Source organism: Pseudanabaena sp. SR411, from assembly GCF_002251945.1.
Lineage (GTDB): Bacteria > Cyanobacteriota > Cyanobacteriia > Pseudanabaenales > Pseudanabaenaceae > Pseudanabaena.
This window is the reverse complement of record NZ_NDHW01000092.1, coordinates 1-25,894: the sequence shown is the minus strand read 5'-3', so window position 1 is coordinate 25,894 and position 25,894 is coordinate 1. Positions and strand designations below refer to the sequence as shown.

Sequence of the window (25,894 nt, the reverse complement as noted above, 5' to 3'; positions counted from 1 at the left end):
GCGCCGCAGGTGCTGAAAACTCTAACGCTATGCAATTTCTATAAAAGTGGCACTCATAACTAGTGTTACACCAATTAACAACCAAATAATTGGCATATATTCAGGACTGACAAAGCTATTACCTAGCTGCATCAAAGCGATCGCCATACCCGTCATGCTGGCGAGCATAATCGCCCATAACCAATGCAAACGAACGCGACTAGATCGTTTCTTAGATTTTTTTAAAAGTTTTGGGTATGCAGTTGACAGATAAACCTGAGTCTGTGGCGATCGCTTTGTCATTGAACGATGCTCAATAACTTGAGTTGCACTTAGGGATTTGAGGGGCTTTGGTAATATTTTGTGGGGGATTTGTTGAGTAATATTTTGAGTAAATCTTGACTTTAGCTGTCTGCGTCTCTGATATATGCGGTTTTCAATTTTCTTGAGCCGAAACCAAAATAGTAATAATAGCGTGATTGCGATTGTGCCGAGAGCGATCGCTAACTTGACTAAAAAAAGCAGCAAGTCTATGTTTTCTTGAAGGGATAAAACAATTGCCATATATGCTGCAATCAAGCCAAATTGCGGATGTATCACATAACATTGTTTCACCTCACCCTAAAACTCACGAACTAGAAATCGTCAGCAAAATTGTCACCAAAAACATGACAATTAAACAGAAATAATTTTGAGAGCGGCGCGAAGCGCCGTTCTCAAAATTATTTTCGGGTTTTAAGTTAGCGCAAAGCGCTGTATTTATTTTAAAGCCCAAAACTTTTGCTTAAGTTTGGCTGCTCAAATAGGTCAATTCCACGTTTGGGGCAAGCGTAATCACATCACCATTACATAAATCATAGGAAGAGGCGACTTTCATATGATGATTAACAATTACGCCATTGACACTGGGCTTTCCAGAAAGATCACCATCAATAATTCGATATAAATAGCGCCCTCCCTCTCCAGGTACGCGCAGCAACACCGCATGTTGCCGAGAAACAAACCGCGAATAAAGCTGAATATTATTATTCACATCCCGCCCAATCGTATACTTTAAGCCATCAAGTGCGAGTTTTCTACTACCTCTCGCATCTGTGATTAATAGCGTGTGACTAACGTGTGTTTCGCTCATTAGCTCACCAAAAAAAGAAGTAGATGTGGCTTACCAGCGAAAAGTATATGCTACTGGTATGCATTTAGTTTAATCTCGCTCTACTTTACTCTACAAACGGATTGAATTATAGAGTTTTTCTCAAGAGTCCGCGAATCTCTGCAATTTGTGGATTATTTGTGCATTTTTAAAGATGTGCGTTTAAAGAGCATATTCAAACTTAATCTTTAAAATTACTTTATTTTTAAATTAACTTCGGTGCAAGATACAGAATATGCACTTCAGGCGCAAAGGTGACAATATCACCGTCTTGTAGATCGTAAGAAGAAACTTTGCGGATCGCGTTTAAGACAATCCCATTTTTGCTGAGTTTCCCTGAGGTACTACCATCAATTATCCGATAAGTATCAAGGCGATCGCGATGATGCACTTTTCGTAAGATAGCGTGATATCGCGAGACAAAATCGGAGTTGAGATGTACGGTATTATCAGCTTCACGACCGATTGTATATTGATTAGCAACTAGCTTCATCTTGCGAGTTCCACTGTTATCTGTCACTACCAACGTGTGGTCAGAGGAAAGATTAACGCTGATTTCAGACTCTTCGTAAGTTTTGTTTGACATATTTTTATTATTAATCTTATTTTATTCGTTTAACTTAATCTGTCTCTAATGGTGAAAGCAAGCATCTTTAGGGTGATGGTAAAACGCTTACCTTGCTTGCTATACAATACTTAATTGAAACTCGCTATATCGGAGAAATATTTTAGTGGATGTTACGGAGATCGCACGCCAGACCCAGATCTTATCTCAGCGCCTGAGCATTGCTCAGGACTATCTTTGACGTACCTGCGATCGCGGCCAAAATTAGTGACCTTGAACAAACCGCCGCTCAACCCGAATTTTGGGAAAATAGCGACCAAGCCCAAAAAACAATGCGCGAACTAGATGCGCTGAAATCTTACCTCGAAAAGTTCGATCACTGGCATCAAACCATCGAAAATCTGGAAGCGATCGCTGAGTTACTTTCCCTTGAAGATGATCCATCTCTAGCCAATGAAGCCAAACAAAGCCTGACTCAACTGCTGCACGAGATGGATCGCTGGGATCTAGAGCAACTGCTGTCAGGAACCTACGACAAATATGATGCAGTTTTAACGATAAATGCAGGTGCGGGTGGTACTGACTCCCAAGACTGGACAGAGATGCTACTACGGATGTATACCCGTTTTTGTGAGTCTCAAGGCTACAAAGTGGAAATTTCTGAAATTTCTGAAGGTGAAGAGGCGGGAATTAAGTCCGTAACTTTGCTAGTCCATGGACGCTATGCCTATGGCTATCTCGCTCCCGAAAAAGGTACACATCGCCTTGTGCGGATTTCGCCTTTTAATGCCAACGACAAGCGCCAAACTAGTTTTGCGGGCGTAGAAGTAATGCCTTTACTGGAAGAAGATGTTGATCTTGAGATTGATCCCAAAGAACTAGAAATTACGACCACAAGAGCGGGTGGCAAAGGCGGTCAAAACGTTAACAAGGTCGAAACGGCGGTGCGAATTACCCATTTACCCACAGGAATTTCAGTACGCTGTACGCAAGAGCGATCGCAATTACAAAATAAAGAAAATGCGATGCGATTGTTGAAAGCTAAGTTGTTGATTATCGCCCAAGAGCAACGCGCCCAGAAAATCGCCGATATTCGTGGAGATATGGTGGAAGCAGCTTGGGGTAACCAAATTCGCAACTATGTGTTTCATCCTTACCAATTAGTCAAGGATTTACGCACAGGTGAAGAAACCACAAATATTCAAAATGTGATGGATGGCGATCTTGATCCTTTCATTCAGTCATATTTGAGGCAACAAAATCAGCCTATTTGAGTCAATATTTTTAGATATAGGGACACGCGATTTAATAATTTGTTGTAGTGAGGCGAAGCCTCGCTACAACAAATTATTAAATCGCAGAACCCTAAAAGATTACGTCCTGAGTATTTTTGACGATTAATGGCGATTGATTATGAATAGTTGGCATCAAAGACATTCGGTTTCTTTAAAGCGCTTGGCAAACAAACAAACCCAAAATCTAGGTTTAACATCAGATCAAATCGGTGTTAAGAATCATTTCAAAAAATATCTAGGTCAGGGGATAGGCACAATTAGCCTATTTGGTCTATGTGTGGTCATAGGGACAATTGTCGAGCCGATGATCAGTGGTAATCGCATAGCTGTGTTTGCGGAAAACTGTGTGAAACCATCATCTTTACAAAATTTTCTCACCAAAGTTACCTTTGGTGAAGACCATATTGATCGCTATGCCGCCGCCGCCAATGCGATCGAAAATAAGCGTCTAGAAATTTTTCGAGCTGCTAAGAGTAACCCTAATTGGAGTGCTGTCGCTAATCTTGCAGAATCGAAACAAACTAAAGTTTGTGACCTTACTGCTCCACCAGAATTTTTGCGATCGCTCTGTGATCAACTACGCAGCTATAGCGAGGAAGAAATTTGTCGGCATGGCTTTACGGCTAAAGAGTTTAATCAAATTACGCTGGAGCAGAAGCAAAATCCGCAACTGCGAAGCTTAATCCAAAGTAAGCAAATTCAACTACGCGGCAGCAAATAAAAACTATGTAGCTTTCGCCAAATGGATCAGGACATAAAACCCAAAAGAGAGTTGCGGCGCGAAGCGCCGCAACTCTCTTTTGGGTTTTGATTTCGTCCTAACATGACTGGCAAAAGCTATAAAAAAGAAAAACGAGAAGCATTGCTTCTCGTTTTTTTATGGCGAGATTTTGTTTTGTTTGCTAAAACGACCAAAATCGTCTATAAGAAACAAGGCAAAATCAGACATCTACGACATTGGTGATGATTATTTTTTCTTGTCCTATTGACAATGGTCACTTACAGTCTATAATCCCTCCATTGTTTAGTATGCCCAGTGCTACAAAAGCTACAAAACTCATAAAGACACGCTTATGTTCGGCTTAAAATTTGGCGGAAAGTCTAAGAAAGGCATCGGAATCGAAATCACTTCCGAGAAAGTAAACCTAGTTCAATTGCGCCGCAAGGGGCAATCTTCTTACAAGCTAGTGACGTATGGTAGCGTCGAGCTTCCTGAAGGCACTGTTGAAGAAGGACGCATTCTCGATCCTGTAGCGCTGGGAGAAGTTATTCGCAGTTTGCTAGCAGATAAGAAGATAAAAGTTAAGAAAGTTGCCACGGCTCTACCTGGTCGCGAGACAGTAAGCCGTTTGATTCGCCTACCTGCGGAAATTCCTGATCTAGAATTACGTGAGATGGTGCTTAATCAAGAAGCTAGTCTGTACTTACCTTTTCCCCGTGAAGATGCCGATGTGGATTATCAAAAGTTGGGTACGGCTCTTGATGATGACGGTATCGAGCGGATTGAGATTCTGATGGTGGCTACACCTAAAGAAGTCACAGATAGTTATATGCAAGCTTTAGAAATAGCGCAGCTACAGGTTGATGTTGTGGAAGTTAGTAGTTTTGCCCTTATTCGTGCCATGCACAATGAGCTAGCAAGATTTAGTACTTTAGCGGAAGCCGTAGCGATCGTGGATATTGAGTATGAAGCAACGGAAATTACTGTAACCGTTGATGGAGTTCCGCAATTTTCGCGAACTTTCCCCATTGGCACTGCTCAAATTCAGAATGCTCAATTGCGCGCTATCAACCTCCCCCCACGACGGACAACAGACATGGAGATGTTGAGTTCAACTGTTGTGCCTGTTCAGTCTATGGATACAGCAAGTCTTGCAGGTGGTGGTGGAACTCCAGGCGATGCGGCTATCATGCGGGTTGTTGGGGATCTCTCCGATGAACTAAGACGCTCAATTGACTTCTATACTAGTCAGTCCCCTGGATCAGATGTTGTGCAGTTACTAATTGCAGGACCTGGTGCTTGTATTGGTCAATTAAATGAGTTCTTCAGTCAACGTCTTGGTATTGCTGCCGTTGCAGTTGATCCCCTTACTGCGGTTGGTGTCACTGTCGATGGTGACATTCCCATTGAAGAACGCATGGGGCAATGTCTGTTGCTCTAGGTCTAGGTTTGAGGGAGGTTTAAAAAGGCGTTATGTATACACTTGATATTAATTTTTTAAGCGATCGCGTTGCTGATGAAGCTCAAGCCGCAGAACGTCCACCGATCGCTGATTCTCAGTTTTTAATCTATGGTGGTGCGGCGGCTGTGGTTGCCTTTGCCATAGTTGGCGGTGCATTTCTGGTTCTAAACTCACAAAATGAGGGTATTCAACAGGAGCTTTCTGCTTTAACTGCTAAGGAGTCTCAACTAAATAGCAAGCTTACAGCTTTGAAGACTCAAGAAACTGAATTACAAGCCATTGAAGCCAGAACTGGCGAACTGGTAAATCTGTTTGTTGGTAATTTCCCTGTGAGTGCGATCGCTGATGACATCAGAAAACGCACTCCGATTACGGTTCAGGTTGAGGCGATTACCCAAGCATCAGTTGCAGCATCGGCTACGGAGCGGGCAACAACCACGATCTCTCTGACAGGCAAAGCAACTAGCTACAATGAACTAAATGACTTTCTATTGTTACTTAAAGCATCGCCTTTACTAGAGGATAAGGACACAATATTAGTCTCATCAGCCTTACAACCAGCAACTTCTGATAAGAACTTTACCTTGGTCAACTTCCAAATCCGTACAGCTATTACCTCACAAAGTCCTGCGGAGCTCTTGCCTGAACTCCAAAAGACAGGAGCCGATGGGTTAGTTACCAGAGTCAATCTATTAAAGCAACAGGGAGTAATCAAATAAAATGACAAACGTTGGAGCTGCTTCAGGAATTGAAGAAGTTGGAGGTGGTGTAACTCTATTTGGCATCACCTTTACTTCAAAGATTTTAGGAATCTTGATCGGAGTTGGCGGCGTTGGTTTAGCTGCATATGTGGCTAGTAGCTATGTCATGCCAATCTGGGAATCAGTTCAGTCTGGTCAAAAAAATATTGAGACGAAAAAGACTAATGTTGTAACTTTAGAAGGGCAAGTCGCAAGCAAAGGCAATATTGCTCAAAAAATTGAGGCGGCAAATCAGCAGAATAAATTTGTTCTATCACTTTTGCCAAATGTAGATAACATTGATACGCTAATCCGCGATATTCAAGAGCAGATTCCCAAAACAATTGTGATTGCTTTACCACCTGATTTTTCCTACGAATTAGCAGGAACTCTAAGGACTTTTCAACCCACTGCACCAGTTTTAGGTCCACAGTATAATACCTATTCCTTTACGGTTGGTTTTGATGGCAAGTTTGAAGATGTGTTGAATACAATTCAGAGAATTGAGCGTTTAAGACCTTTGCTAATTGTCAAAGATTTAAAACTAACTAAGAAGGCTTTACCAACTACTACTTTTAAGTTTTCACGCCCGATCGCGGCTGGCAAAGAAAAAGACATTTTGGATAGCTTACCGCCATTAATTGGAGCAGATTTTACTCTGCAAGCTTTTGTACCAAAAACCGAAGAGGAGCTTAAGGCGGCGGCTGCTGCTGCGCCACCAAAATAAATACTGACAAGGGGCTTAAGCCCCTTGCTAATGCACTGATTGCTGATTGTCCTAATTTACAGACATATTATTTTTTTGATTTGAAATTGACAAAGTATGGTATAATCTCGCACCATAATCGCGTCAATTCTGTCTTGGTTATGTCGTTCTTTTAGTTAGGACATGTTCAAGTTTCTACAGATTTACTACAAAGATTAAGTGTATTGAGTTCCGTAAGGGACAAGAGGAGTGTAATTATGAATGCCAAATTGAACGATAGGTTGAATGCGAATTTGAATGGTAAGTCTTTGGCTTGCTGGTTTCTGATTGCCGCGAGTTGCCCACAGGTTTTGGCGATCGCGCCTAGCCAAGCTCAAAATGCTACCCAAAGCCCTGTTTCTGCAAATCAAACTGATGTAGTGGCAGTAGCGAGTCGGATTACTGATATCAATACAGATGTGGCAGGCGATCGCCTCAATCTCACTTTAAACTTTGCCAGTAGCGATCGCCCTCAAGTCACCTATACCAAGCAAGGTAAAGCCTGGGTGGCGGTATTAAATGGCGCACAGTTGCAATTAGGCAATGGTAATGCTAGCTATGCGAAGGCGAATCCTGCACCGGGAATTACAGCGATCGAGGCGACTCAGTACGCGGCGAATAAAGTTCGTATTCGGGTGACTGCTAATGATCCAGAGATGATTAAGGATTTGATCAAGCGTCAAGATACTAGTGATAGCCTAGTATTTAGCTTAGAGATGCAACCTTCGGCAACGCAAGCTAGTACGCTCTCGGCAGCAAATGCGCCTGAATCGGGAGTCATCAATAGTAAAAATGCCTCTGATCCTGATCGAGTTTTAATTGCTCAAAATACAACTAGTTCTTCTGTCGGTCAGCCATTATTTGAGCCTAAAGTTACAATCACCACTCCTGATGGGAAGACTCGCGTTGCACAAAGCAATGCTCCAAATTCAGTTCCACCACCTGTGGCAAATCCTGTAACTCCACAGTTGCCAGGTCGTGTACCTGGAGTTGTACCACCTTTCCGCCAACTAAAAACTCCGCCTGTTGGGGACATTGCCACAACAACGTCTAAACTCCGAGCGGATATTGTTGAGCTTGGTACGGCTGAACGTGTACCGAGAATTACCTTGCGTGATGCTCCTGCGATCGAGGTTCTGACACTGATTGGTCGTGTGGCAGGCTTAAGCGTTGTCTCCGCAGAAGCTCCTTCTACTACTGGTGCTGCTGCTCCTGCAACAACTGGTGCTGCGGGTTTAAAACAACCAGTTAGCCTCTCGATTGAGAATGAAACCGCTCAAGATGTCTTCAATAATGTATTGCGAATTACTGGACTAGAAGCAAATCGCATTGGTCAGACCATTTTTGTAGCGACGAAGCTTCCTGTAACTTTAAAAAACCTAACTTCTAAGAGCTATCGACTCAACCAAATCACTGTTGGTGAAGCATCAGCCTATCTAATTGGTTTAGGAGCTTCTCGTGTTGTCAACCGTCAACGTCCTATTCCAGGTGCACAAACTGCAACTGTTGGAACTGCCGCTACTACAGTTGTAAACATCCCAACTGAAGTAGTTCCAACCTTAGAAACAATTGCGATTACTCCAGAATCTGGCGCTACTCCACTCCTAAAAGGGTTACAGGTAATTGCTGAGGAACGTGGCAACTCACTAACATTGATTGGTAGTCCTAGGCAGATTGAGTTTGCCGAAGTACAACTAGCTCGACTCGATACTCGCAAGAGACAAGTCACTGTTAATGTAAAAGTTGTCGAAGTTCGTTTATTGCAAGGTCAAACCTTCGCTTCGTCTTTGTCTTTTTCTCCTAGCACATCTGGTAGCAGCACTAGAACAGACATTTCATCTACTTCTGGTGATTTACTTTTGAATCTAAACAATGCTGCTGCCACTTTTGCTTCAGTGTTTAATCCTCAACAGCTTGTTGCAGCGCTAAATCTAAATATCAATAACAGTAACGCTAAAGTAATAACCGATCCATCCATTACAGTACAAGAAGGTGAAACTGGCACTGTGAGTCTAACCGAAGGTGTTGCAACTAAGAGTGTTGTTACACCTGCGATTAGGAGTGAAGCAACAGGAAATATCACAACTCCTGCGATTCAAACGATTACGGTAGAAGATGTGGGCTTGGCACTCAATATTCAAGTTGAAAGGATTGATGATAATGGATTTATCAACCTATCTATTTCTCCATCAATTAGTGCTCCTGGAGAGCTAGTTGTGAACGAAATTTCTTCGGATGGTATTCCTGTTTTTGTAAGATCTATCAACAAACGTATTGTTAATTCTGGAAAGATTCGCCTACGAGACAACCAGACACTAGTTTTATCAGGAATTATTCGAGATCAAGATGTTGAATCTGTGAGCAAAGTTCCATTACTAGGCGATCTACCGATCATCGGTGCTTTGTTCCGTTCACAAATTACTAACAACACTCGTAGTGAAATTGTGATTGTCGTTACACCACGCATTATTGATGATAGTCAAGACGCAAATTGGGGTTATACCTATCAACCAGGTCCAGAGGTTCAGAAAGTTCTAGACAGCAATCAACGCAAGGTTCAATAACCTTTTCATATTTTCCTTCTTTATTTACACTCCCTTTTTCACAGCCTTGGAAATATTTCCAAGGCTGTTTTTTATGAATCTTCAGGTAAATATTGAGGATTCAAAATATTCACTTGTTCAAAAGGACAAATTTCTGGAAAAGTACTAATATCCAAACCTGTTTCCTGAGCCGTGATCAATCTTGCATCTTGATAGCATTCTGCAAATACATCTTCAAAATAAGGCTTAAGACTAGGACTCTTTTTGAAAGCTTTATTTAAGCGAAGAGAATGCTCAGTAATTGAAGCTTTCCAGCTATTAGTTCGCTTTTGAGGTTGATATTTCCATTTGAGTAGATGCTGCAAAACCCGAATCAAATTACTTTCTAAAGCATCTTTGCGATTATTCCCCATATCTTCAACTTCTTCAGCAAGATTCTCCAAATCCAATTTTTCAACATCTCCTTTGCGTAATAGATTTACAGTTTCTGTCAGCCAAAGATTAAAGTCAGTTTCGTATAAAGCCTTTGTTGTGTTCATAAAAAAGTGAGCATATACTTAATCAAACAAGGAGCTATTTTAGCCTAGTAAAAATATTTCTCTGAGCTTGTAAAAAATGTGCGTTGCTGTGTCATAATTACAAAGCGTTAAAAAATGCCCTCATGGCTCAGGGGTAGAGCATTCCCTTGGTAAGGGAAAGGTCACGGGTTCAAATCCCGTTGAGGGCTTTATATAAAAAAGGTTGCATTGCAACCTTTTTTATTGCCGATCGCTTTCTAGATCGAAAACCACTTTTTGCCAATACCAAGCTTCGGGCATATTTGGATGTTCTTGTTTGGCGATGTCTATGAGGCGCTGAGCGATCGCCATATTACCGCCGACTAAACCGAGTAAACGCTGTTGTAATTCTAAACTTGGCATCTGCATCAAGTCTACGGTAGCCGCAGCATTGGCAAGTTGACGCTTCTGCTCTTGGGTTTGTTTTTCGAGTTCCGATTGCCAGAGATTGATGCGTGTGAGGGCATACTGATAGCGATCCATGAGTGAGCGGTTAAACCAAATATTAGCCGCCTGTTGGTAATCATCGATCGCCCCCTTGAGATCGCCAAAGTCATATCTTGCTTCGGCACGATCGCAATAAAGTTGAGGACTTTGATTATTGAGAGCTAGAGATCGCGAAAAATCTTCAATTGCAGTGCGATAGTCTTTAAGTTTGAGGTGAGCCTTAGCGCGATGGTTATAAATTTCGCTATTGCTGGGATATTCGCGGAGTAACTCATTAAAATCAGCGATCGCTCCCTGCGCGTCCCCAATTTCCACACGTATTTTGCCCCGACCGATGCGAACTTCTGGGTTTTGCGGTTCTAGAAATAGTGCTTGATTAAGATCTTTGAGCGCACTTTGAGGATCGCCTAATTTCCCCAAAACTAAGCCCCGCAAGCAAAATGCCTTCACATTTTTGGGCTCAATTTGTAAAAGCCAATTGAGATCGATTAGGGCATTTGTATAGTCACTCTTATCAATTTTTTGCTGCACATTCACAAATAGATCTTCCGTTGATGGCGGTAATAAAGCTTCTAGCGGTTTATAGCTCTCGATACAACGGCGACAATTTTCTTCATCACGAAGTTCTAGAAATAAACTAGCAGCTTTTTTGTAAGTAGCGATCGCCTTTTCGATTTGATTTTGTTGCTTGTAGGTCAAGCCTAGTAACTGATGGGCGATCGCCGATTTGGGATTAATTATCAAAGCTTGGGCGATATCAGCCTGTGCGCCGCTAATATTCGCGATCGCTATACGGGTGATACTGCGAGCAATATATACATCGATTGTCTCAGGTTTGAGCTTGAGCGCTTGGTCATAGTCAGCGATCGCACCTTGGCGATCGCCCAAATCAAAGAGGACTAAACCACGCTGATAGTAGGCTTCTGCTAATTGAAGATTAGCCACAATCGCGCAGCTAAAAGCCTGTATAGCGCCATAGCGATCGCCTGATTTTGCCTTTGCCAACCCCTGTTGATAGAAATCTTCATTAAAATCTTGTGTCATGGCTGTACTTGCTACTCAAGCTATAGCGATATGATAAATGAAACTCATACTTTTGCATTGCATCACGCAGGAGTTAACACGATGTCCAAAAAACCGAAAGAAAAAACGAAAGATATCAAGCACAAGATCGAGAAAACCCTGCATACAGTTGTTGATGTCGCTCAACAGCAGTATGACAAAAATTTTAAAAAAGCCCATAAAAATGTTGACAAACAGGTTGACTCAGTGCGCGATCGCCTTGAGGAATTTGATAGCTGGGCTGTAGAGTCAGTGAATGAGGCTTTAGAAAATGTCGAGCAGAAAATAGAGAAAAAAGTCTCTAAAACTGTTAGTCGCATCCAAAAAGCAGCGAGATCGGCATGGCAAAAATTATCCGATTAAACAAAAAAGAAGCGTGAAACGCTTCTTTTTTGCTTAGGTAGGAACTTGGATTTGGCTCATCAGTTTGCTAAAGCGATCGCTATGGAGGCGATAACTAAGCGGATGGGCAATCAATCGTGCTGTGCTTTGATATAAAACTTCAATTTCAATCAGTCCGTTATCCTTTAAGGTTTTGCCTGTTGAGACTAAATCAACGATCGCCTCAGCCATACCTGTAATGGGACCAAGCTCGACGGAGCCATACAGGGGAATAATCTCGACAGGTAAATCAATGCTGTCAAAGTAGGTCTGGGCGCATCCGACATATTTAGAGGCAATGCGGCTATGGGGTGGGAGATCTAAGGGCGATCGATAGCGACTCTCTCCTGAAACGGCGATCGACATCCGACAGCCGCCGAAGCCTAAGTCTAGTAATCTGGCAACTTTGGGCGTTTTTTCACGTAAGACATCTTCGCCGACGATGCCTGCTTGGGCTTGTCCATATTCTACATATACAGGCACATCCTGCGCTCTGACCAGCAAGGCTCTAGCGGTTCCTGTGGGATCTAAGATTTGCAGTTGACGGTTTGCTGGATCAAGAAAAACACTAAAGTCGAGTCCTACGCCTTGAAGTAAGCGGATCGAGTCTTTTAATAGTGAGCCTTTGGGCAGTGCGAAGGTAAACATGGAATGGTTTGCTTAGAGCGTTGGTCATAGTTAATTCTATAGCTATAACCTCCAAATAGAGTTGCGACGCAAAGCGTCGCAACTCTATTTGGGGGGGTATAGCAAAAGAAGAGTTAGCTAGTACAAACCAAAACCCAAGGAGGGAGTTGCGGCGCGAAGCGCCGCAACTCCCTCCTTGGGTTAATTAACCGACAAAAGAGCGCCTTGTAAATTACTCTCATCAAGAATTGCCCCCGTTGTATCTGCCCCCCTTAAGTCTGCACCCCGCAAATCTGCACCCTGCAAATCTGCATGTTGCAAATCGGCATATTGGAAGTTTGCACCTCTAAGATCTGCGCCACGTAAATTTGCTGATTGGAAATTGGCATGGCTGCAATTACTACCATTTAGAGCAGCTCCACTAAAATCTACTTGTTGTAAATTAGCTTCCACAAAATAAGCGCCGCGCAAATTTAAGCCCGCAAAATTGCGTTGACCGATTTTGTATTGATTAAGCAGTGTATTGGCATTAATGGTTACATAATTAGCGATCGCCTCAGTACCAGAACGGAGCAGTGACGAATTATGGACTTGCTCAAGCTCGATTGTCTGACTATAATCTGAGCTAATAGAAAAGCGATCGCCTACTTCATCAATAATTCGTAATACACCCACAATCTTGCCATGAGGATCATGAACGAGAACAGTCGAGATACTCACATTTGTCCAACTTCCATCACGCAGTTGAAAAGTCATAGGGAACTCTTCAAGGGGACGACCTGCTAGCGTATCAAGAATAGCTGCTTGTAGTTCCAATGCTTGAGACTCAGGAATACTTGGGACAGGATAACCGACGATCGCAGAAGTATTCCAAGCAAATAATTTTTCGGCGGCAGCGTTCCATAACAAAACTTTTCCTTCAGGACTGACAATATCGATCGCCACAGGAACAGCCTTAATCACGGCGCGTAATAGTTCATTGGTGCGTTGGAGACTAGATTCCGCTTCTCCCCTTTCGCTAATGTCAATACATACTCCATCAGCAAACACCGAACCTGAATCCGTATGATAGTAGCGAGCAATATTTTGAACCCACTTTACTTCTCCAGAAATCGCAATCACGCGAAACTCATGACGAAAAGTCGCAAGTTTATCAAAGCCAGCTTTGATCAGAGCTTTGAATTGATCAACATCTTCAGGATGAATCAGATCTAATAATTGGTATGGAGAAGAAATCGCATATCTCGGTGAGATACCGACCAGATCGATTAATCCATCACTGATAAATGGAATGGAAATTTTCCCTTCAGGTGAGATCGCTAGGCGATAAAGAGTAGCAGGCATACTTGAGGCGATCGCCGCTAATCTAAGTTCGCTGTCTTGTAAAGCTGTTTCTGTGCGCTTACGTTCTGTAATGTCACGGGAATTGATCACTAAGCCTTGGACATTCGCATCTTGCAAAAGATTACAGCAAACTGATTCTAGATGAATCCAATCACCATTAATATGTTGATAACGCATCACAATTGGTATTGATACGGATAGAGTATCGACAGATTGAGTTAGAAAGTTCTGGAAAATTGGTAAGTCATCGGGATGGATAAACTGCACAAATTTTTTGCCAATTATATCTTCAGGCAGATAGCCTAAAATCTTAAATAGTGCGGGACTACAATAGTGAATCGTGGTATCAATATCAAGGATATTCACAATATCGGAGGAGTACTGCATCATCGCCCGTAGTTTTGCTTCGTTACGAGTGAGGTTTCGAGAAATACGACGTTGTTCTTCTCTTTCTACCCTAATTTGACGGTCCATCAGGTTGAGTTTAGCGTTCATTTCGGCAACGCGAATCTCTAAGCGTTGATGAGACTGCTGCAATTTATCAATTTCTTGTTTGCGTTGGGTAATGTCTTGAATCCACCAACGCATCCCAGTTACCCGCCCATCTAAGGGAGTGCGAATACTGATGATTGTAAAACTAGCATCAAATGGTTGCCCTGTCGGAAACTGCATCCGAAAGTCCAAACTCTTGATATTTTGCCCACGTTGTAGTTGACCTAATAATATTTGAAACTGCTCTTTATAGGTAGGATAGACAAAGTTTTCTAAGTTTTGACCAATTGGCTGTGAACCAAACATCAATGTAGCGGCTCGGTTAGCTTCAGAGATGTCTCCATTAGCATCAGTTACAAAATAACCATCGGGGGCAAAATCAAATAGTTCGCGATATTTATCTAGTTCTCCTGCAAACGATCGTTGACAAACTTCGAGTTCTGTTAAGCTAGCGTGCAAAACATTAACAGCATCTTCTAGATTGAGATTTCTTGTCTCGATTTCTTCAGAAGATGAGGCGGATGATGCTGCAATATGCTCTAGCTCATGCAGTTGCTGAATCGAGGTTGCGATCAATTCGAGGCAAAGGCGCATTCCCATAAAGCATCCATGTTTTAGTCTGGCTAAGACTTATATAATATAACAATGAAAGCGAAAGGGGGGCGCAAAGCGCCCCTCTTTCGCTTTCATTGTTATGGAATACCTCAATAATATCAATGTCTAAAAGTGTGATCACACTTTTAGTGCAATGTAAGTTTTGCTTACTCCCTTCCCAGTAAAAGAATAGACGTTGCGGCGCTTCGCGCCGCAACGTCTATTCTTGGTTTTATATGTCTATTTTTTCGGTGGGAAAGGAGTAGGACAAATCAAAACCCAAAAGATGAGTGGCGGCGCGAAGCGCCGCCACTCATCTTTTGGGTTTTATGTCCTAAGCAAAACTTACATTGCTATAGACATCAAAAAACAATCCCACGAAGGGTTTTAAAAGCACAAAATGGCGTAGCCATTTTGTGCTTTTGGATAACTAACGATTACGGTTGTGATGTGAGTCTCCGCGTTCAGATCTCACTGGTTGAGCCACAGATTGAGAGTTGCTTTTGCCAGATTGATTTCTTGGTTGTGGTTTAGCGGGAGATTTGCTAGCTACTGACGAATTTGATGGTTTTGCAATTGGATTACGATCGCTATGTCCACCACGTCTAGGTTGCTGCTTTTGTCGCTGTCCTACTTGAATGGGTTCAGGCTTAGCGCGGGGATCAGGCTCGAAACCAGTAATGATTTCTTGGGGTAGCGATCGCTTGATCAGTTTCTCAATATCTGAGAGGAACTTACGCTCATCCACACATACTAATGAGATCGCCTCACCTGACGAGCCTGCACGTCCCGTACGTCCGATCCGATGTACATAGTCCTCAGGCACGTTCGGCAACTCGTAGTTAACCACATGGGGCAGTTCACTAATATCCAAGCCTCGTGCAGCGATATCCGTAGCGACTAAGACTTGTAAACTGCCATCCTTAAATTTCCCAAGAGAACGAGTACGGGCAGCTTGGCTCTTATTGCCATGAATTGCCATCGCCACAATGTCATCTTGATGCAATTGCTTGACTAGGCGATCAGCTCCATGTTTAGTACGGGTAAACACAAGTACCTGATACCAATTGTGAGTCTTGATTAAATGGGTGAGTAACTCGCGCTTGCGATCGCGATCAACAGGAAAGACTCTTTGCGTTACTAAATCGGCAGTAGCATTTTGGCTAGCCACTTCCACCATTACAGGCTGATTGAGCAAGGTATTAGCAAAGGCTTTAATCTCATTGGAGAAAGTTGCCGAAAACAAGAGATTTTGGCGTTGTTTTGGTAATAATGCCAAGATTCGCTTGATATCCCGAATGAAGCCCATATCCAACATGCGATCGGCTTCATCTAGCACCAAAATTTCAACTTGCGACAAGTCTAATCGACCCTGCTGCACATGGTCGAGCAAGCGTCCGGGGGTTGCCACCAAGATTTCGACACCACCTCTAAGGCGATTGATTTGGGGATTAATATTCACACCGCCATAGATCACCATTGAGGTGAGAGGCAGATGCCTGCCATAGGTCTGTACGCTTTCTTCGACTTGGGCGGCGAGTTCACGGGTGGGCGTGAGGATTAGGGCGCGGATCGGGATTTTCCCCGTAGCCGATCGCTTGACGACTTTGTGAGAAAGTAAATGCAAAATTGGCAGGGTAAATCCTGCGGTTTTGCCCGTACCAGTTTGAGCGCCTGCTAATAGATCACGACCTGAGAGGACGACGGGGATCGCTTGCGACTGAATTGGTGTGGGATTAGTATAGCCACGAGCTGCGACCGCACGGACAATTTGCTCAGACAAACCTAATGCTGAGAAACCCTGTGCTGAGGCGATCGGTGTAGAGGATTTATGAGGTACAGAAGATTTCTTTACAGGCAATGTAATTGAGGAAGAAGACATAGAACTCCAAATTTTTTATCGGTCTGTCGCTGTTAGCGTAGCCATTTGTAGTCGTACCAATTCTTAGAGTTTTGCGACATTCCTAAGAATCTAAAACCTTACAGAAAAAATAATCAGGGGGGATTTTAAAGCTTCAAAAGCTGGAGTTACCATTTTTTGAAATTTGGTGTCAGACGGATCAGAGACAGAATTTTATAACGTGTCAACAGCATCAATGACTGGGAGCAGACACTGTAGGCTTACATCTTAGCAGAGGTTCGTGATTTATAGTAATACCTAAAGAACCGATTTTTTGTGGTGCAGCGAAGCTGCACCACAAAAAATCGGTTCTTTATTAAAGTGCAAAACCTCTATGGTAGAAGTCCACCACCACTTCCAATACCCAGTCGTTCCGCAACACCAGAAGTAAGTGGAAGTAAAGTAATCAACATCCAAAAGAGCGCTACTACACCCAATGCTTCGCGATCGCCATCGAGTTCTGAGAGTTCATTCAACATTGGACGTTCCAGATCTCGCAATAGAATCAAGATAATGCCACCCCAATAGAGCGCCAATGGATTAATCACTGTGGCAATCACTAGGAAAATCAAGGTTAATACTGTTGTCCAGCTAGCTGTGCGTCGTCCATAGATTGATTGCACAATCCGACCACCATCTAACTGACCTGCGGGCATCAAATTTAAGGCGGTGATCACTGAGCCGAGCCAACCCAGAATCACTAAGGGATGAATCGAAACAAAGTTAGTATGTAATGCATCACCAAGGAAGAGTTTGGCTAAGGTTCCTGCTAATACTGAAGCTTGGAAAATTTGACTGGGAATGTCAATACTGCCCATTCCGATCGCGGATAAGTACAAACCCACAAGCAACAAGCCCAAAGATAGTATTCCACTAACTACGGCTGGAGCGATCGCAATATCAAACAGAGCAAGACGATTGGGCAATGGCGAAGAAATCCGACTGAACGCACCGAAAGAGCCTAATTGTGACGAAGGCAAAAGAAAAGGCAAACTCATCGTTACCTTATATTTCTTTGCCATCATCCGCATCGCCAACTCGCGCACACCCAAAATTGTGCCAATTCCAAGGGCAAAGGGTAATCCTACTAAATACTCTTGAGGTGCTTGTACCACAGGAATACCCGCAACTAATGCGCCCAGATTCAATGCTGTATAACCATTTGCCACAATCAACACTGCAATTAATATTCTTTGAGGAATCGTATTGTTATCAATAGTGCTGACTCGGCTAGGCAATACAATCACCACAGGTTTGCGATCTTGACCTTCCACTAAAAATAGATTGTATTTATCGCTAAGGCGATCACTGAGGGACTTGGTGAGGCGATCATGCACGACATCAGGCTCACCGCGCAAATTCCCTTTAAAAATTGCTCCTTCTTGATAGGGAATCGTCTCCGTAACGTAATAGGTTTCAATCCCAAATATCCCCTGAATTAGCTTCATATCTTCCGCAGGAAGCGCCTTAAACAGTTTTAGCTGTGTGCGACCCTGAGACATAGCCACAGCAATCGGAGAATTAATCGGTGGTTTATTGGTTGAGTTATTAGGAGAAGTAGTGTGATCGCCTGCTTCAAGATCTTGTTTAAGTTTCTGCTCGATCACTGATTTTTCCTCAGCGACGGCTTTACGTAATTGATTGCTGACTGCCACATAGGCGATCGTGGAACCCAGCAATAGGAATAATAGCGTTGTGAAATTTATAAAAACACCCGATACAAATAAGCCAAAGTAAACTAACCAAGGCGACATAAGAGCCAAGAATTGCAGCCAAGATAGTAACCCAAGCTTGCCAAACTTGCGGGAACGAAAATATCCCCAACCCAGCAAAGCAAGGGTGAGTATAAATACGGTGATCGGAAGAAGTGGAGTTGACATCATAAAAATAAATTACAGGAAATTCTAGGAACTCTCGACAAAAAGCCATAATTCCCTACAATTTCTGAGTAGTTTGGCGGTGTTCTGTATATTCACTTTAGCGACAAACCGTAAGCTAATTGTCCAGGAAGTTTTTAAGATACTCCCTGTCCAGTCTAAAAATAGATAACAAGACCACTTAAATGTTAGTGCAGCGCGACTCTGCACAAACCAAAACCGATGAATTTGCGCCCCGCAGGGGCGCAAATTCATCGGTTTTGGTTTGTAATTAATTACATCCAACGACTTATGGGTTTTGTATTCAGACTTATAGCAATGTAAGTTTTGCTTAATATGAGTGGCGGCGCTTCGCGCCGCCACTCATATTTTGGATTTGATTTGTCCTGGCTACCTCTTACGTTGCTATGCCCACCCAAGAATTAGTGTTACGGTGCTTCGTGTAAATTCTTGGCTTTTACTGCCTAATTTTTCACTAGAAAGGGGGGATCTATCTCTTGAAACACCTAGGCTAAGATAGATTCGGCGAAATTAAGATAAATCTAAGAAAAAAACGACTCTTAAGATAACTATTTTCACTATGAAAGCTTTAATTTATCGATCCATTCGACCAATATGGTTGCTTATTGCTTGCGGACTAACTATATCCGCACCTGCTTGGGGCAATGAGTCCACATTACCTCAAACATTTCTTGAGTGGTGTCAAACCAAAAGCCAGTGGTCTGCAGAGACCCAACTGACGATCAACTATTTACTTTCTGCTGGCGGCAGTCAGGATTGTCAAGTAGCATCCCGCAACCTACAAGAACAAACTGAACTAATTAATTCCGATCCGAAATCAAGGTCTACTGGACTTACTGATCTGCGGCCTTTGGCTAGTTTGAATCAGTTACAGAGCATGAATATTATCAGCCAAGAACTGACCGATCTTAAACCACTGGTTAAGATGAAAAACCTGAAATTTCTAGCTATTGCTGGGGACAAATTAACTGATCTTACTCCTCTGCGCGAACTAACAGGGCTGCAAAATTTGGTATTGTTTGGGAAAAATATTCAGAATTTACAACCTATCAGCCGACTATCTCAGCTAAAAAAATTTACAATTTGGAATAGTGCTGTCTCCGATCTTTCGCCTCTAAGTCAGTTGTCTAACTTGGAAGAAATTAGTTTGATGAACACTCAAGTTTCTAATTTGCAACCTTTGAGCAAATTGAGATCGCTCCGCAGTCTAGAACTTCACTATAATCAGATTAAAAATATTCAACCCCTAGCCAAACTAACGAAGCTAAGAAGACTATTCCTCTCGAACAACCAAGTCAGCGATCTGCGACCTCTTCAGGGACTCATCCAGCTAAAGACTATTAATCTCAGTTCTAATCGCATCAACGATGTTAGCCCTTTAGCTAGTTTAGAACAATTACAGTCTCTCGATCTGAGTTTCAATCGCATTAATGATGTCAGCCCTCTAGCTAATATAAAGCAATTACAATGGCTGATTTTAATAGGCAATCAAATTACGACAATTAAACCACTTCAGAAACTAACCAACTTAGAGAGACTGGTTATTTCTCGAAACCCAATTCCCCATAAGATTTGTCCTATTCAACCTGCTAATATTTGTGATTTCAATACTTCGATAGGAGGGATGAGGGTTTTTTAGATCTAAATTTTGTTCGCTATTGTAAGCATTTTTCCTGCAATTATCCTGCTTTCGCAGATCAAATTGAACTAAGTTTTTCTTGGATTTGAGCCTAACGTTTATACAAAAAGTGAATAATACTTTTAACGAAGGCTATAATGTGAGACTATATTTAATCAACGGTAAACACATAGATTAACTGTGGATTTACCAACATTTTTGTAAAAGTGTTGGTAAAAGCGATCGCGGCGGACATGTTAAGACAATTTGAGGTAAGCGCAACGTGGGCATTGTTGTAGAAAACGTAGTTAAGCAATTTGGTGATTTTTTAGCCCTAGACAATATCAATCTTGAGGTCAAAACTGGCTCTTTGGTGGCTTTATTAGGTCCGTCTGGCTCTGGCAAGTCCACTTTATTAAGATTAATTGCTGGCTTAGAAACTCCTGATAGTGGCAAAATTTTTCTGACTGGTAAGGATGCCACCGATCAAGATGTACGCGATCGCAACATTGGCTTTGTGTTTCAGCATTATGCCCTGTTCAAGCATATGAACATCCGCCGCAATATTGGCTTTGGGTTAGAAATTCGCAAAGAATCAAAAGCAAAAATTGCCGAACGGGTCGAAGAATTACTAGAACTAATCCAACTCAAAGGTTTAGGCAATCGCTATCCTTCCCAACTATCGGGCGGACAACGTCAACGAGTCGCCCTTGCCCGCGCCCTCGCTGTTCAACCCAGTGTCCTGCTCCTTGATGAACCCTTTGGGGCGCTCGATGCTAAAGTTCGCAAAGAGTTACGGGCTTGGTTACGTCGTCTCCATGATGAAGTGCATGTCACCAGTGTCTTTGTCACTCATGATCAAGAAGAAGCGATGGAAGTATCCGATGAAATCGTGGTGATGAATAAAGGCAAAATCGAGCAAATTGGTACGCCTGCGGAAGTTTACGATAATCCAGCCACTCCCTTTGTGATGAGCTTTATTGGTCCTGTGAATGTACTTCCCGCCAATCGCGATCGCAAGAGTGAGTTTCATGAAATTCATCAGCACGATAGTGATGTTTATATTCGTCCTCGCGATATTCATATCGAACTTGAACCAACTAGCACTTCTATATCTGCCAGAATCACTCGATTGATTCATCTTGGTTGGGAAGTTCAGGCTGAATTAATGCTAGGCGATGGACAGGTTTTGACTGCTCACCTGACTCGTGAACGCTACGATGAGTTGAATTTGCAACCTCATCAATATGTCCACATCGAGCCAAAGGATGCCAAGTCATTTCCACTCGATTATTCGATTTAGTTAGATGCTATCTATTGCGTCAGATAGGTTGGTAGTCTTTAGCTTTTTGAAAAGGCGATCGCTGTAGTTTGATATTTGCTAATTAGGCTTTTGGCGATTCTCCAAGCGGAGATGCTTTCCGCTGATTAGTTTGAGATGGCTTTGGCATCTTTGATTTTTGTGCTGAAAGTTTTTGCAGTTTTTGAACCTGTTTTAGAGTTAACCCTGTAAATTTGGCAACTAATTCTACGGAAATATTAGAATTCAACATGTTTAGGGCGATTTTGTTAGATGCCTTAGCCTCGCCTTTAGCCTCGCCTTTAGCCTCGCCTTCTAGCAAGATTTCTTGATAAATTACTGATTCTTTCATGATTTCGCTCCTCAAAAGTCTTTGGATGATTTCTTTATTCAGGGCTATGCCTGATATTATAGCGGTCGATGCAGCGACGTTGCTTTGTACTTGTTTGTCTGCAATATTTTCGATTTGTCTAGCAACTTGTCTTAGGGTTTCTTCGGGATCTAAGGTTTTGGTTAGGACGGCAAAGGGGAAAAGTCCTTGGTATCGCTGAAATATTTCTGTGGGTTGTTCCCATAATCTGATGACGTTGAATTCATGGTTGAGTTTACCAATGCTAAATGTCGTTTCATGGACTAGGAGAGATTGACTGGGGCTGAGATAGATAACGACTTGATGTATTTGTCTTTCTGGAAATTTACGATATAGCCTGAGCCGATAGTCTGCCATGCGGAAGGGGATATTTTTATTTGGCTCGGTCTGAAATTCGATGTGCAGGATGATTTCGGTTGATTCGAGAAATATTACGGAGTCGGCGCGGATTGGTTCGATGGATAGTTCCGATGGTTCGATTTTGGTTAGGGTGATTGCTTCGCCCAATATCCAACTGGCAAAGTCTCTGGAGAAGCTCTCTGCTAAATACTTACAGATGTTATCAATCATTGCGGGATTCTATCATTTACTGATCGCGCTCAAACTAAATCCTGTACTTTGCTGCCGATCGCTACAGCCTCAAAAAAATTTGGTATAAACTAGTGATTAGATGTTACTTAGGAGCTAAAACTATGATTGTCAAAACTATTTCCCTAACTGCGGTAAGTCTTGTGTCCGCCACTATGTTGGCTGCGGCTGGCGCGATCGCTCAGATAACCCCTGCACCAACCCTATCTGAGCAAACCTTACGTGAAGCGCAACAACAAGAGAGAAGCTCACTTAGTGTCGGCGGTAGTAACCTGAACTTATTGCAACTAATTAATAATATCAACCTTGCTGGTGGCAAATCACCTGAGCAGTTTCGAGCAAATCAAGCTGAGTCCCTTGATGAAGCTGTTTCCAATTTTAGAGATCAACAACGTCGTGAAGTGAAGATTTCAATTCCCACAGCAAACACTCAAGCCAATTAATGTCCTAAGCAAAACTTACATTGCTATAAAAAAGGGGCTGGCGTTTTACGCCAGCCCCTTTTTTACTTCAGAGTTAAAAACTTGTCGAGAGCCGTGACCAGTGATGGCGGCCAACGGCGAATATTTTTGACCCAATTAATATCTCGATAGCGTGGATCAAGATTTTCCACAGAAACCCAATTGCTTTCAGCTTCACCTTGTTTTTTTTCTGCCCAAAGCGCCGCAGTCAGAGCAGCACGGACATCCGTAAAGTTAGGATATTTGCGGAGAATATTCTTCATCGCCTTAATCGCTTCATCGCTTTTGCCGACCTCATACAAAGCGATCGCATTATTCCCTAAGGCTGTACTAAAGTGCGAATTGACTTTCATTGCTGTTTGATAATCAGTGATCGCTTCTTCCCATTTGCCTAAACCTGCTTTCGCATTACCACGGTTGTTGTAGGCCGCCGCATCTTGAGGATCTATCTCTAAAACGTGATTATAATCAGCGATCGCCTCTTCCCATTTGCCTAAGCTTTCTAGCGCCGCACCACGATTGAGATAGGGATCGGGGAAATTAGGAGCAAGTTCCACTGATTTGTTGTAGTCCGCAAGCGCATCTTGAGGACGGTTTTGGCTCATTTTTGAGTTGCCGCGATTGCTCCAACCTGCGGCATTGTCAGGATAGAGCTTGATTAAATCAGTCCAATAGCCCTCTGCCGCTGTAAATTCTCCTACATTTGTTGCATCAAAAGCCTTTTTGACCAAGGCATCAAGTTGATTTGATTCGGTTTCGGTGATATTGAGTTGCGCCTGTACTGAGGCAGGATTCAAAAGCAAAAACAAGGCAAGAAAAAATGCAAATAGTGATCGCATGAGTATTGAATCCTTGCCAAAAAGTGGAGATTGTTTTTTATCTTACAGCGATTTGTGCTTAAACCCAAACTAGGAAAATTTTTGAAAGTGTTGCAAAGCAACACTTTCAAAAATTTTCCTGTGGTTCTTTGAATCGAATAATTGTTGTAACAATGCCCGAAAGTGTAACTACTGATTTGAAACCCACTTAAGAGCATGTTTGAGAAGTTTTGCTTTAGCCCCCCTAGCCCCCCAATTCTGGGGGGAACCAGATTCAAGTCCCCCAGAATTGGGGGATTTAGGGGACTAAAACATTGGCTTTAGCTAAAAACTGCATGTATATTAACTTCTCAAACACGCTCTAAGGGTTATGCAATTTAATAAGGAACAGATTTTTGATAACACGGCAAAAGCCACACCATCAAAAATCTGTTCCCAAAGCCTTTAAGCGTTAGCTTTAATTTTAAGATGACCTAAAAGGCTTAATAAGAATGCATTGCTCGGCGCTGAATTGGAGCTTGCTGCTGAGCCTGATACTGGCATCCCAAGGTCTTGTTGTTGAGTTGGAATCTCAACCTCAACAAAGGGAACTTCTTCTGCGAGTCCCATAGTCATCAATCTGAAAGCAACTTGCTGAATCTTTTGAAGCGGCAATTGTAGTTGCTTGGCAATCTGCTGAATTGTGACATCGCCTTTGGTAAATTCCCAGACTTGTGATTCGAGCTGATTCAATCGTAATTGGGGTTTACCACTAATTGTACTGACAAGACCTGAAGCTGCCTCTGGCAGTTTATCTAGAAGCATTGTCCAGTCTCGTAAAGCCCGTAATCCAGCTAAAGTCACTTCGCTAGCTGGAGCTGCTAAACCTGTCAATTCCGAGACAGGCGGCGCTACTTTAGTATCAAACTGGAACTGTCCATCTTGTAACTCGAACAGTTTGCAAACTTGTTGTAACACCTGCTGACTAAACAGCAATTTCAATTGTTCAGCTTCTAGTAAACCCTGTTCTTTCAAGCATAGTCCTGCGGGTTGATCGATCGCACATACTTCTCTAATGCGGGATGCAACTTGAGCACTCACCCATCCGCGGTTTTGAATCATCGTCAATAAGCCATGTCCGTCAATCCGATCCGCTGCTGCAATAATCTTTCCTTGCTTGAACCAGATCCGAAATATCTTGCCCTTATGGGATGGAATCTTAGCTCGTTCTTGAAGACTTAATCGTCCTGTTTTATTGCCCTGTTCAATCAGTCGAAAGATTTCTGGAAGAGAGAACTCGGATAGGTATCCTGAAATAGCCATGACTTAACTCCTTTGATTATGCAAAAAATCAGAATGTGGAAAATTAGAATGCGAAAACAGGAACTTCCTTTAGACCAAACAACCCTGCATGGAATGCTGAATCAGGGTAACAATAGCTTGAGCTACGGAAGCCTGTTCATTAGCATTAACAGTTATGAAGGGGGGACGGGTTTGAGGATTGATATATCCTAGGGCGATCGCAATGTTTTCTGATTGCCAAGCATTGGGGCAGTCCGTATGAGTCAGTCCAACCACCATCGGCAACTGTCGGCGTTGATGCATGAAGGTGGCAATTCGACGGGCATAACGGAACTCGGCTGGACGGTGGGCTGCGACAAGCAAGACATAGGCATGGGCTTGCTTAATCAAAATATCCCACATAAAATCAAATCGGGATTGTCCAGGAGTACCATACAGATGTAGAGCCATTGCTGGTCCAAACTGCAAGCGTCCGAAGTCAAAGGCAACAGTGGTTTTGGGTTTTAGATCTGCGGTTTCGTCAGTCGCTTGACGGTCAGTGTCAACAACTTCAATTTCACTGACAGACCTGATAAAAGTAGACTTTCCAGCCCCGACTGGCCCAGTCACAACCAAACGCATAATTTCCATAATGTTCAAGTGAATGATTGCAAAGTGTAATGCAGATAAATTAAAAGGTATGATGCTCTATTTATATCTGCATTAATACCATCGGTTGCTCAGCATTGATTCAACGTTTATTTTAGAATCTGTTTGATTTCTGAAACAATCCGCTTAATTTCCAACATCAAAATCCCCTGCTTAGCCTTTTGATCAGCCAATACTAGAAGTACGGCATCATCCCCACAGCTTGTTAAAATACCGTAGCCTTTGTCGCCTTCAACAAAGATGCGTTCAATATCACCTCTGGCTAATTCTTGTCCAATTCTTTCCCCCAAAGATAGCATGGCAGCAGA

Annotated in this window: 24 protein-coding genes, 1 tRNA gene and 1 pseudogene; 12 read left to right on the top strand and 14 right to left on the bottom strand. The window is 42.6% G+C overall.

Features of this window, described 5'->3' with window-relative positions:
- Positions 1-27 precede the first annotated feature (27 nt).
- Complete coding sequence (locus B9G53_RS09400) at positions 28-543, bottom strand: hypothetical protein (RefSeq protein ID WP_094531501.1); 516 nt, start codon at positions 541-543, stop codon at positions 28-30.
- A gap of 2 nt (positions 544-545) precedes the next feature.
- On the opposite strand from B9G53_RS09400, the gene B9G53_RS28440 reads away from it, so the two are divergent.
- Positions 546-668 carry a hypothetical protein gene (locus tag B9G53_RS28440; RefSeq protein WP_254923604.1) on the top strand — a complete coding sequence of 41 codons (123 nt, stop codon included), beginning with the start codon at positions 546-548 and terminating at the stop codon, positions 666-668.
- A 95-nt stretch (positions 669-763) separates the two neighbouring features.
- On the opposite strand, the gene B9G53_RS09395 is transcribed toward B9G53_RS28440, so the two are convergent.
- On the bottom strand, positions 764-1,111 hold the full coding sequence (locus B9G53_RS09395) for an FHA domain-containing protein (protein ID WP_094531499.1): 348 nt from the start codon (positions 1,109-1,111) through the stop codon (positions 764-766).
- A 223-nt stretch (positions 1,112-1,334) separates the two neighbouring features.
- A complete protein-coding gene (locus B9G53_RS09390; protein ID WP_094531497.1) occupies positions 1,335-1,715 on the bottom strand; it encodes an FHA domain-containing protein in 381 nt (126 codons plus the stop codon).
- A 145-nt stretch (positions 1,716-1,860) separates the two neighbouring features.
- Here B9G53_RS09390 and prfB point away from each other — a divergent pair.
- The 6 genes and pseudogenes from prfB to B9G53_RS09360 all read left to right on the top strand — a co-directional run bounded on the left by prfB (position 1,861) and on the right by B9G53_RS09360 (position 9,221).
- A protein-coding gene (gene prfB / locus B9G53_RS09385; RefSeq protein WP_141211748.1) for a peptide chain release factor 2 occupies positions 1,861-2,968 on the top strand; the annotation gives its coding sequence in 2 pieces (ribosomal slippage) (positions 1,861-1,932 and positions 1,934-2,968; 1,107 coding nt in all).
- Positions 2,969-3,107: 139 nt separating this feature from the next.
- A complete protein-coding gene (locus B9G53_RS09380) occupies positions 3,108-3,710 on the top strand; it encodes a DUF4168 domain-containing protein (protein ID WP_094531493.1) in 603 nt (200 codons plus the stop codon).
- Between the two features lie 352 nt (positions 3,711-4,062).
- Positions 4,063-5,174, top strand: a pseudogene (gene pilM / locus B9G53_RS09375) (type IV pilus biogenesis protein PilM).
- A 9-nt stretch (positions 5,175-5,183) separates the two neighbouring features.
- Positions 5,184-5,891 carry a PilN domain-containing protein gene (locus tag B9G53_RS09370; RefSeq protein WP_094531490.1) on the top strand — a complete coding sequence of 236 codons (708 nt, stop codon included), beginning with the start codon at positions 5,184-5,186 and terminating at the stop codon, positions 5,889-5,891.
- Between the two features lies 1 nt (position 5,892).
- Positions 5,893-6,639 (top strand): hypothetical protein, encoded by a 747-nt coding sequence (locus B9G53_RS09365; protein WP_094531488.1) that lies wholly within the window; start codon positions 5,893-5,895, stop codon positions 6,637-6,639.
- 236 nt (positions 6,640-6,875) lie between these two features.
- Positions 6,876-9,221: a secretin N-terminal domain-containing protein gene (locus tag B9G53_RS09360; protein ID WP_094531486.1), complete on the top strand. Its 2,346-nt coding sequence runs from the start codon at positions 6,876-6,878 to the stop codon at positions 9,219-9,221.
- Between the two features lie 71 nt (positions 9,222-9,292).
- Here B9G53_RS09360 and B9G53_RS09355 read toward each other — a convergent pair whose 3' ends face one another.
- Complete coding sequence (locus B9G53_RS09355; RefSeq protein ID WP_094531484.1) at positions 9,293-9,739, bottom strand: DUF29 domain-containing protein; 447 nt, start codon at positions 9,737-9,739, stop codon at positions 9,293-9,295.
- A 116-nt stretch (positions 9,740-9,855) separates the two neighbouring features.
- Here B9G53_RS09355 and B9G53_RS09350 point away from each other — a divergent pair.
- A tRNA-Thr gene (locus B9G53_RS09350) sits at positions 9,856-9,927 on the top strand.
- 31 nt (positions 9,928-9,958) lie between these two features.
- Here B9G53_RS09350 and B9G53_RS09345 read toward each other — a convergent pair.
- Positions 9,959-11,248: a tetratricopeptide repeat protein gene (locus tag B9G53_RS09345; protein WP_094531482.1), complete on the bottom strand. Its 1,290-nt coding sequence runs from the start codon at positions 11,246-11,248 to the stop codon at positions 9,959-9,961.
- Between the two features lie 81 nt (positions 11,249-11,329).
- Between B9G53_RS09345 and B9G53_RS09340 the strand changes: the two genes are divergently transcribed.
- Entirely contained in the window at positions 11,330-11,629 is a 300-nt protein-coding gene (locus B9G53_RS09340) for a hypothetical protein (protein ID WP_141211747.1), read from the top strand.
- Between the two features lie 33 nt (positions 11,630-11,662).
- Here the strand turns inward: B9G53_RS09340 and hisG are convergent, their stop codons facing one another.
- The 4 genes from hisG to B9G53_RS09320 form a co-directional block, all read right to left on the bottom strand.
- Positions 11,663-12,295 (bottom strand): ATP phosphoribosyltransferase, encoded by a 633-nt coding sequence (hisG, locus tag B9G53_RS09335; RefSeq protein WP_094531478.1) that lies wholly within the window; start codon positions 12,293-12,295, stop codon positions 11,663-11,665.
- Between the two features lie 180 nt (positions 12,296-12,475).
- Positions 12,476-14,710 (bottom strand): PAS domain S-box protein, encoded by a 2,235-nt coding sequence (locus tag B9G53_RS09330; RefSeq protein WP_094531476.1) that lies wholly within the window; start codon positions 14,708-14,710, stop codon positions 12,476-12,478.
- Between the two features lie 424 nt (positions 14,711-15,134).
- On the bottom strand, positions 15,135-16,586 hold the full coding sequence (locus tag B9G53_RS09325) for a DEAD/DEAH box helicase (protein ID WP_094531474.1): 1,452 nt from the start codon (positions 16,584-16,586) through the stop codon (positions 15,135-15,137).
- Between the two features lie 350 nt (positions 16,587-16,936).
- Complete coding sequence (locus B9G53_RS09320) at positions 16,937-18,487, bottom strand: site-2 protease family protein (RefSeq protein ID WP_094531472.1); 1,551 nt, start codon at positions 18,485-18,487, stop codon at positions 16,937-16,939.
- 574 nt (positions 18,488-19,061) lie between these two features.
- Here B9G53_RS09320 and B9G53_RS09315 point away from each other — a divergent pair.
- Together B9G53_RS09315 and B9G53_RS09310 are read left to right on the top strand one after the other, a co-directional pair.
- Positions 19,062-20,141, top strand: coding sequence for a leucine-rich repeat domain-containing protein (locus B9G53_RS09315; RefSeq protein ID WP_094531470.1), 1,080 nt, complete (start codon positions 19,062-19,064; stop codon positions 20,139-20,141).
- A gap of 262 nt (positions 20,142-20,403) precedes the next feature.
- Complete coding sequence (locus tag B9G53_RS09310; RefSeq protein WP_094531468.1) at positions 20,404-21,423, top strand: sulfate/molybdate ABC transporter ATP-binding protein; 1,020 nt, start codon at positions 20,404-20,406, stop codon at positions 21,421-21,423.
- An 82-nt stretch (positions 21,424-21,505) separates the two neighbouring features.
- On the opposite strand, the gene B9G53_RS09305 is transcribed toward B9G53_RS09310, so the two are convergent.
- Positions 21,506-22,360, bottom strand: coding sequence for an Rpn family recombination-promoting nuclease/putative transposase (locus tag B9G53_RS09305; protein WP_094531466.1), 855 nt, complete (start codon positions 22,358-22,360; stop codon positions 21,506-21,508).
- 122 nt (positions 22,361-22,482) lie between these two features.
- Here B9G53_RS09305 and B9G53_RS09300 point away from each other — a divergent pair, with 122 nt between their 5' ends.
- A complete protein-coding gene (locus B9G53_RS09300) occupies positions 22,483-22,821 on the top strand; it encodes a hypothetical protein (protein ID WP_094531464.1) in 339 nt (112 codons plus the stop codon).
- A 62-nt stretch (positions 22,822-22,883) separates the two neighbouring features.
- On the opposite strand, the gene B9G53_RS09295 is transcribed toward B9G53_RS09300, so the two are convergent.
- The 4 genes from B9G53_RS09295 to B9G53_RS09280 all read right to left on the bottom strand — a co-directional run.
- Complete coding sequence (locus B9G53_RS09295) at positions 22,884-23,678, bottom strand: tetratricopeptide repeat protein (protein WP_094531462.1); 795 nt, start codon at positions 23,676-23,678, stop codon at positions 22,884-22,886.
- Positions 23,679-24,101: 423 nt separating this feature from the next.
- Positions 24,102-24,959 (bottom strand): DUF4388 domain-containing protein, encoded by an 858-nt coding sequence (locus tag B9G53_RS09290; RefSeq protein ID WP_094531460.1) that lies wholly within the window; start codon positions 24,957-24,959, stop codon positions 24,102-24,104.
- Between the two features lie 69 nt (positions 24,960-25,028).
- Positions 25,029-25,568 (bottom strand): ATP/GTP-binding protein, encoded by a 540-nt coding sequence (locus B9G53_RS09285; protein ID WP_094531458.1) that lies wholly within the window; start codon positions 25,566-25,568, stop codon positions 25,029-25,031.
- A gap of 107 nt (positions 25,569-25,675) precedes the next feature.
- On the bottom strand, positions 25,676-25,894 hold a 219-nt coding region (locus B9G53_RS09280), incomplete at its 5' end, for a roadblock/LC7 domain-containing protein (RefSeq protein ID WP_176453159.1).

Bases quoted from the DNA above. Each gene is read 5' to 3' on its own strand.
- B9G53_RS28440 (WP_254923604.1), top strand. From the start codon at position 546: ATGCTGCAATCAAGCCAAATTGCGGATGTATCACATAACATTGTTTCA.
- B9G53_RS09370 (WP_094531490.1), top strand. From the start codon at position 5,184: ATGTATACACTTGATATTAATTTTTTAAGCGATCGCGTTGCTGATGAA.
- B9G53_RS09345 (WP_094531482.1), bottom strand. From the start codon at position 11,248: ATGACACAAGATTTTAATGAAGATTTCTATCAACAGGGGTTGGCAAAG.
- B9G53_RS09320 (WP_094531472.1), bottom strand. From the start codon at position 18,487: ATGATGTCAACTCCACTTCTTCCGATCACCGTATTTATACTCACCCTT.
- B9G53_RS09395 (WP_094531499.1), bottom strand. From the start codon at position 1,111: ATGAGCGAAACACACGTTAGTCACACGCTATTAATCACAGATGCGAGA.
- B9G53_RS09325 (WP_094531474.1), bottom strand. From the start codon at position 16,586: ATGTCTTCTTCCTCAATTACATTGCCTGTAAAGAAATCTTCTGTACCT.
- B9G53_RS09330 (WP_094531476.1), bottom strand. From the start codon at position 14,710: ATGGGAATGCGCCTTTGCCTCGAATTGATCGCAACCTCGATTCAGCAA.
- B9G53_RS09315 (WP_094531470.1), top strand. From the start codon at position 19,062: ATGAAAGCTTTAATTTATCGATCCATTCGACCAATATGGTTGCTTATT.
- B9G53_RS09360 (WP_094531486.1), top strand. From the start codon at position 6,876: ATGAATGCCAAATTGAACGATAGGTTGAATGCGAATTTGAATGGTAAG.
- B9G53_RS09300 (WP_094531464.1), top strand. From the start codon at position 22,483: ATGATTGTCAAAACTATTTCCCTAACTGCGGTAAGTCTTGTGTCCGCC.
- B9G53_RS09290 (WP_094531460.1), bottom strand. From the start codon at position 24,959: ATGGCTATTTCAGGATACCTATCCGAGTTCTCTCTTCCAGAAATCTTT.
- B9G53_RS09295 (WP_094531462.1), bottom strand. From the start codon at position 23,678: ATGCGATCACTATTTGCATTTTTTCTTGCCTTGTTTTTGCTTTTGAAT.
- B9G53_RS09340 (WP_141211747.1), top strand. From the start codon at position 11,330: ATGTCCAAAAAACCGAAAGAAAAAACGAAAGATATCAAGCACAAGATC.
- B9G53_RS09365 (WP_094531488.1), top strand. From the start codon at position 5,893: ATGACAAACGTTGGAGCTGCTTCAGGAATTGAAGAAGTTGGAGGTGGT.
- B9G53_RS09285 (WP_094531458.1), bottom strand. From the start codon at position 25,568: ATGGAAATTATGCGTTTGGTTGTGACTGGGCCAGTCGGGGCTGGAAAG.
- B9G53_RS09400 (WP_094531501.1), bottom strand. From the start codon at position 543: ATGGCAATTGTTTTATCCCTTCAAGAAAACATAGACTTGCTGCTTTTT.
- B9G53_RS09380 (WP_094531493.1), top strand. From the start codon at position 3,108: ATGAATAGTTGGCATCAAAGACATTCGGTTTCTTTAAAGCGCTTGGCA.
- B9G53_RS09355 (WP_094531484.1), bottom strand. From the start codon at position 9,739: ATGAACACAACAAAGGCTTTATACGAAACTGACTTTAATCTTTGGCTG.
- B9G53_RS09390 (WP_094531497.1), bottom strand. From the start codon at position 1,715: ATGTCAAACAAAACTTACGAAGAGTCTGAAATCAGCGTTAATCTTTCC.
- hisG (WP_094531478.1), bottom strand. From the start codon at position 12,295: ATGTTTACCTTCGCACTGCCCAAAGGCTCACTATTAAAAGACTCGATC.
- B9G53_RS09305 (WP_094531466.1), bottom strand. From the start codon at position 22,360: ATGATTGATAACATCTGTAAGTATTTAGCAGAGAGCTTCTCCAGAGAC.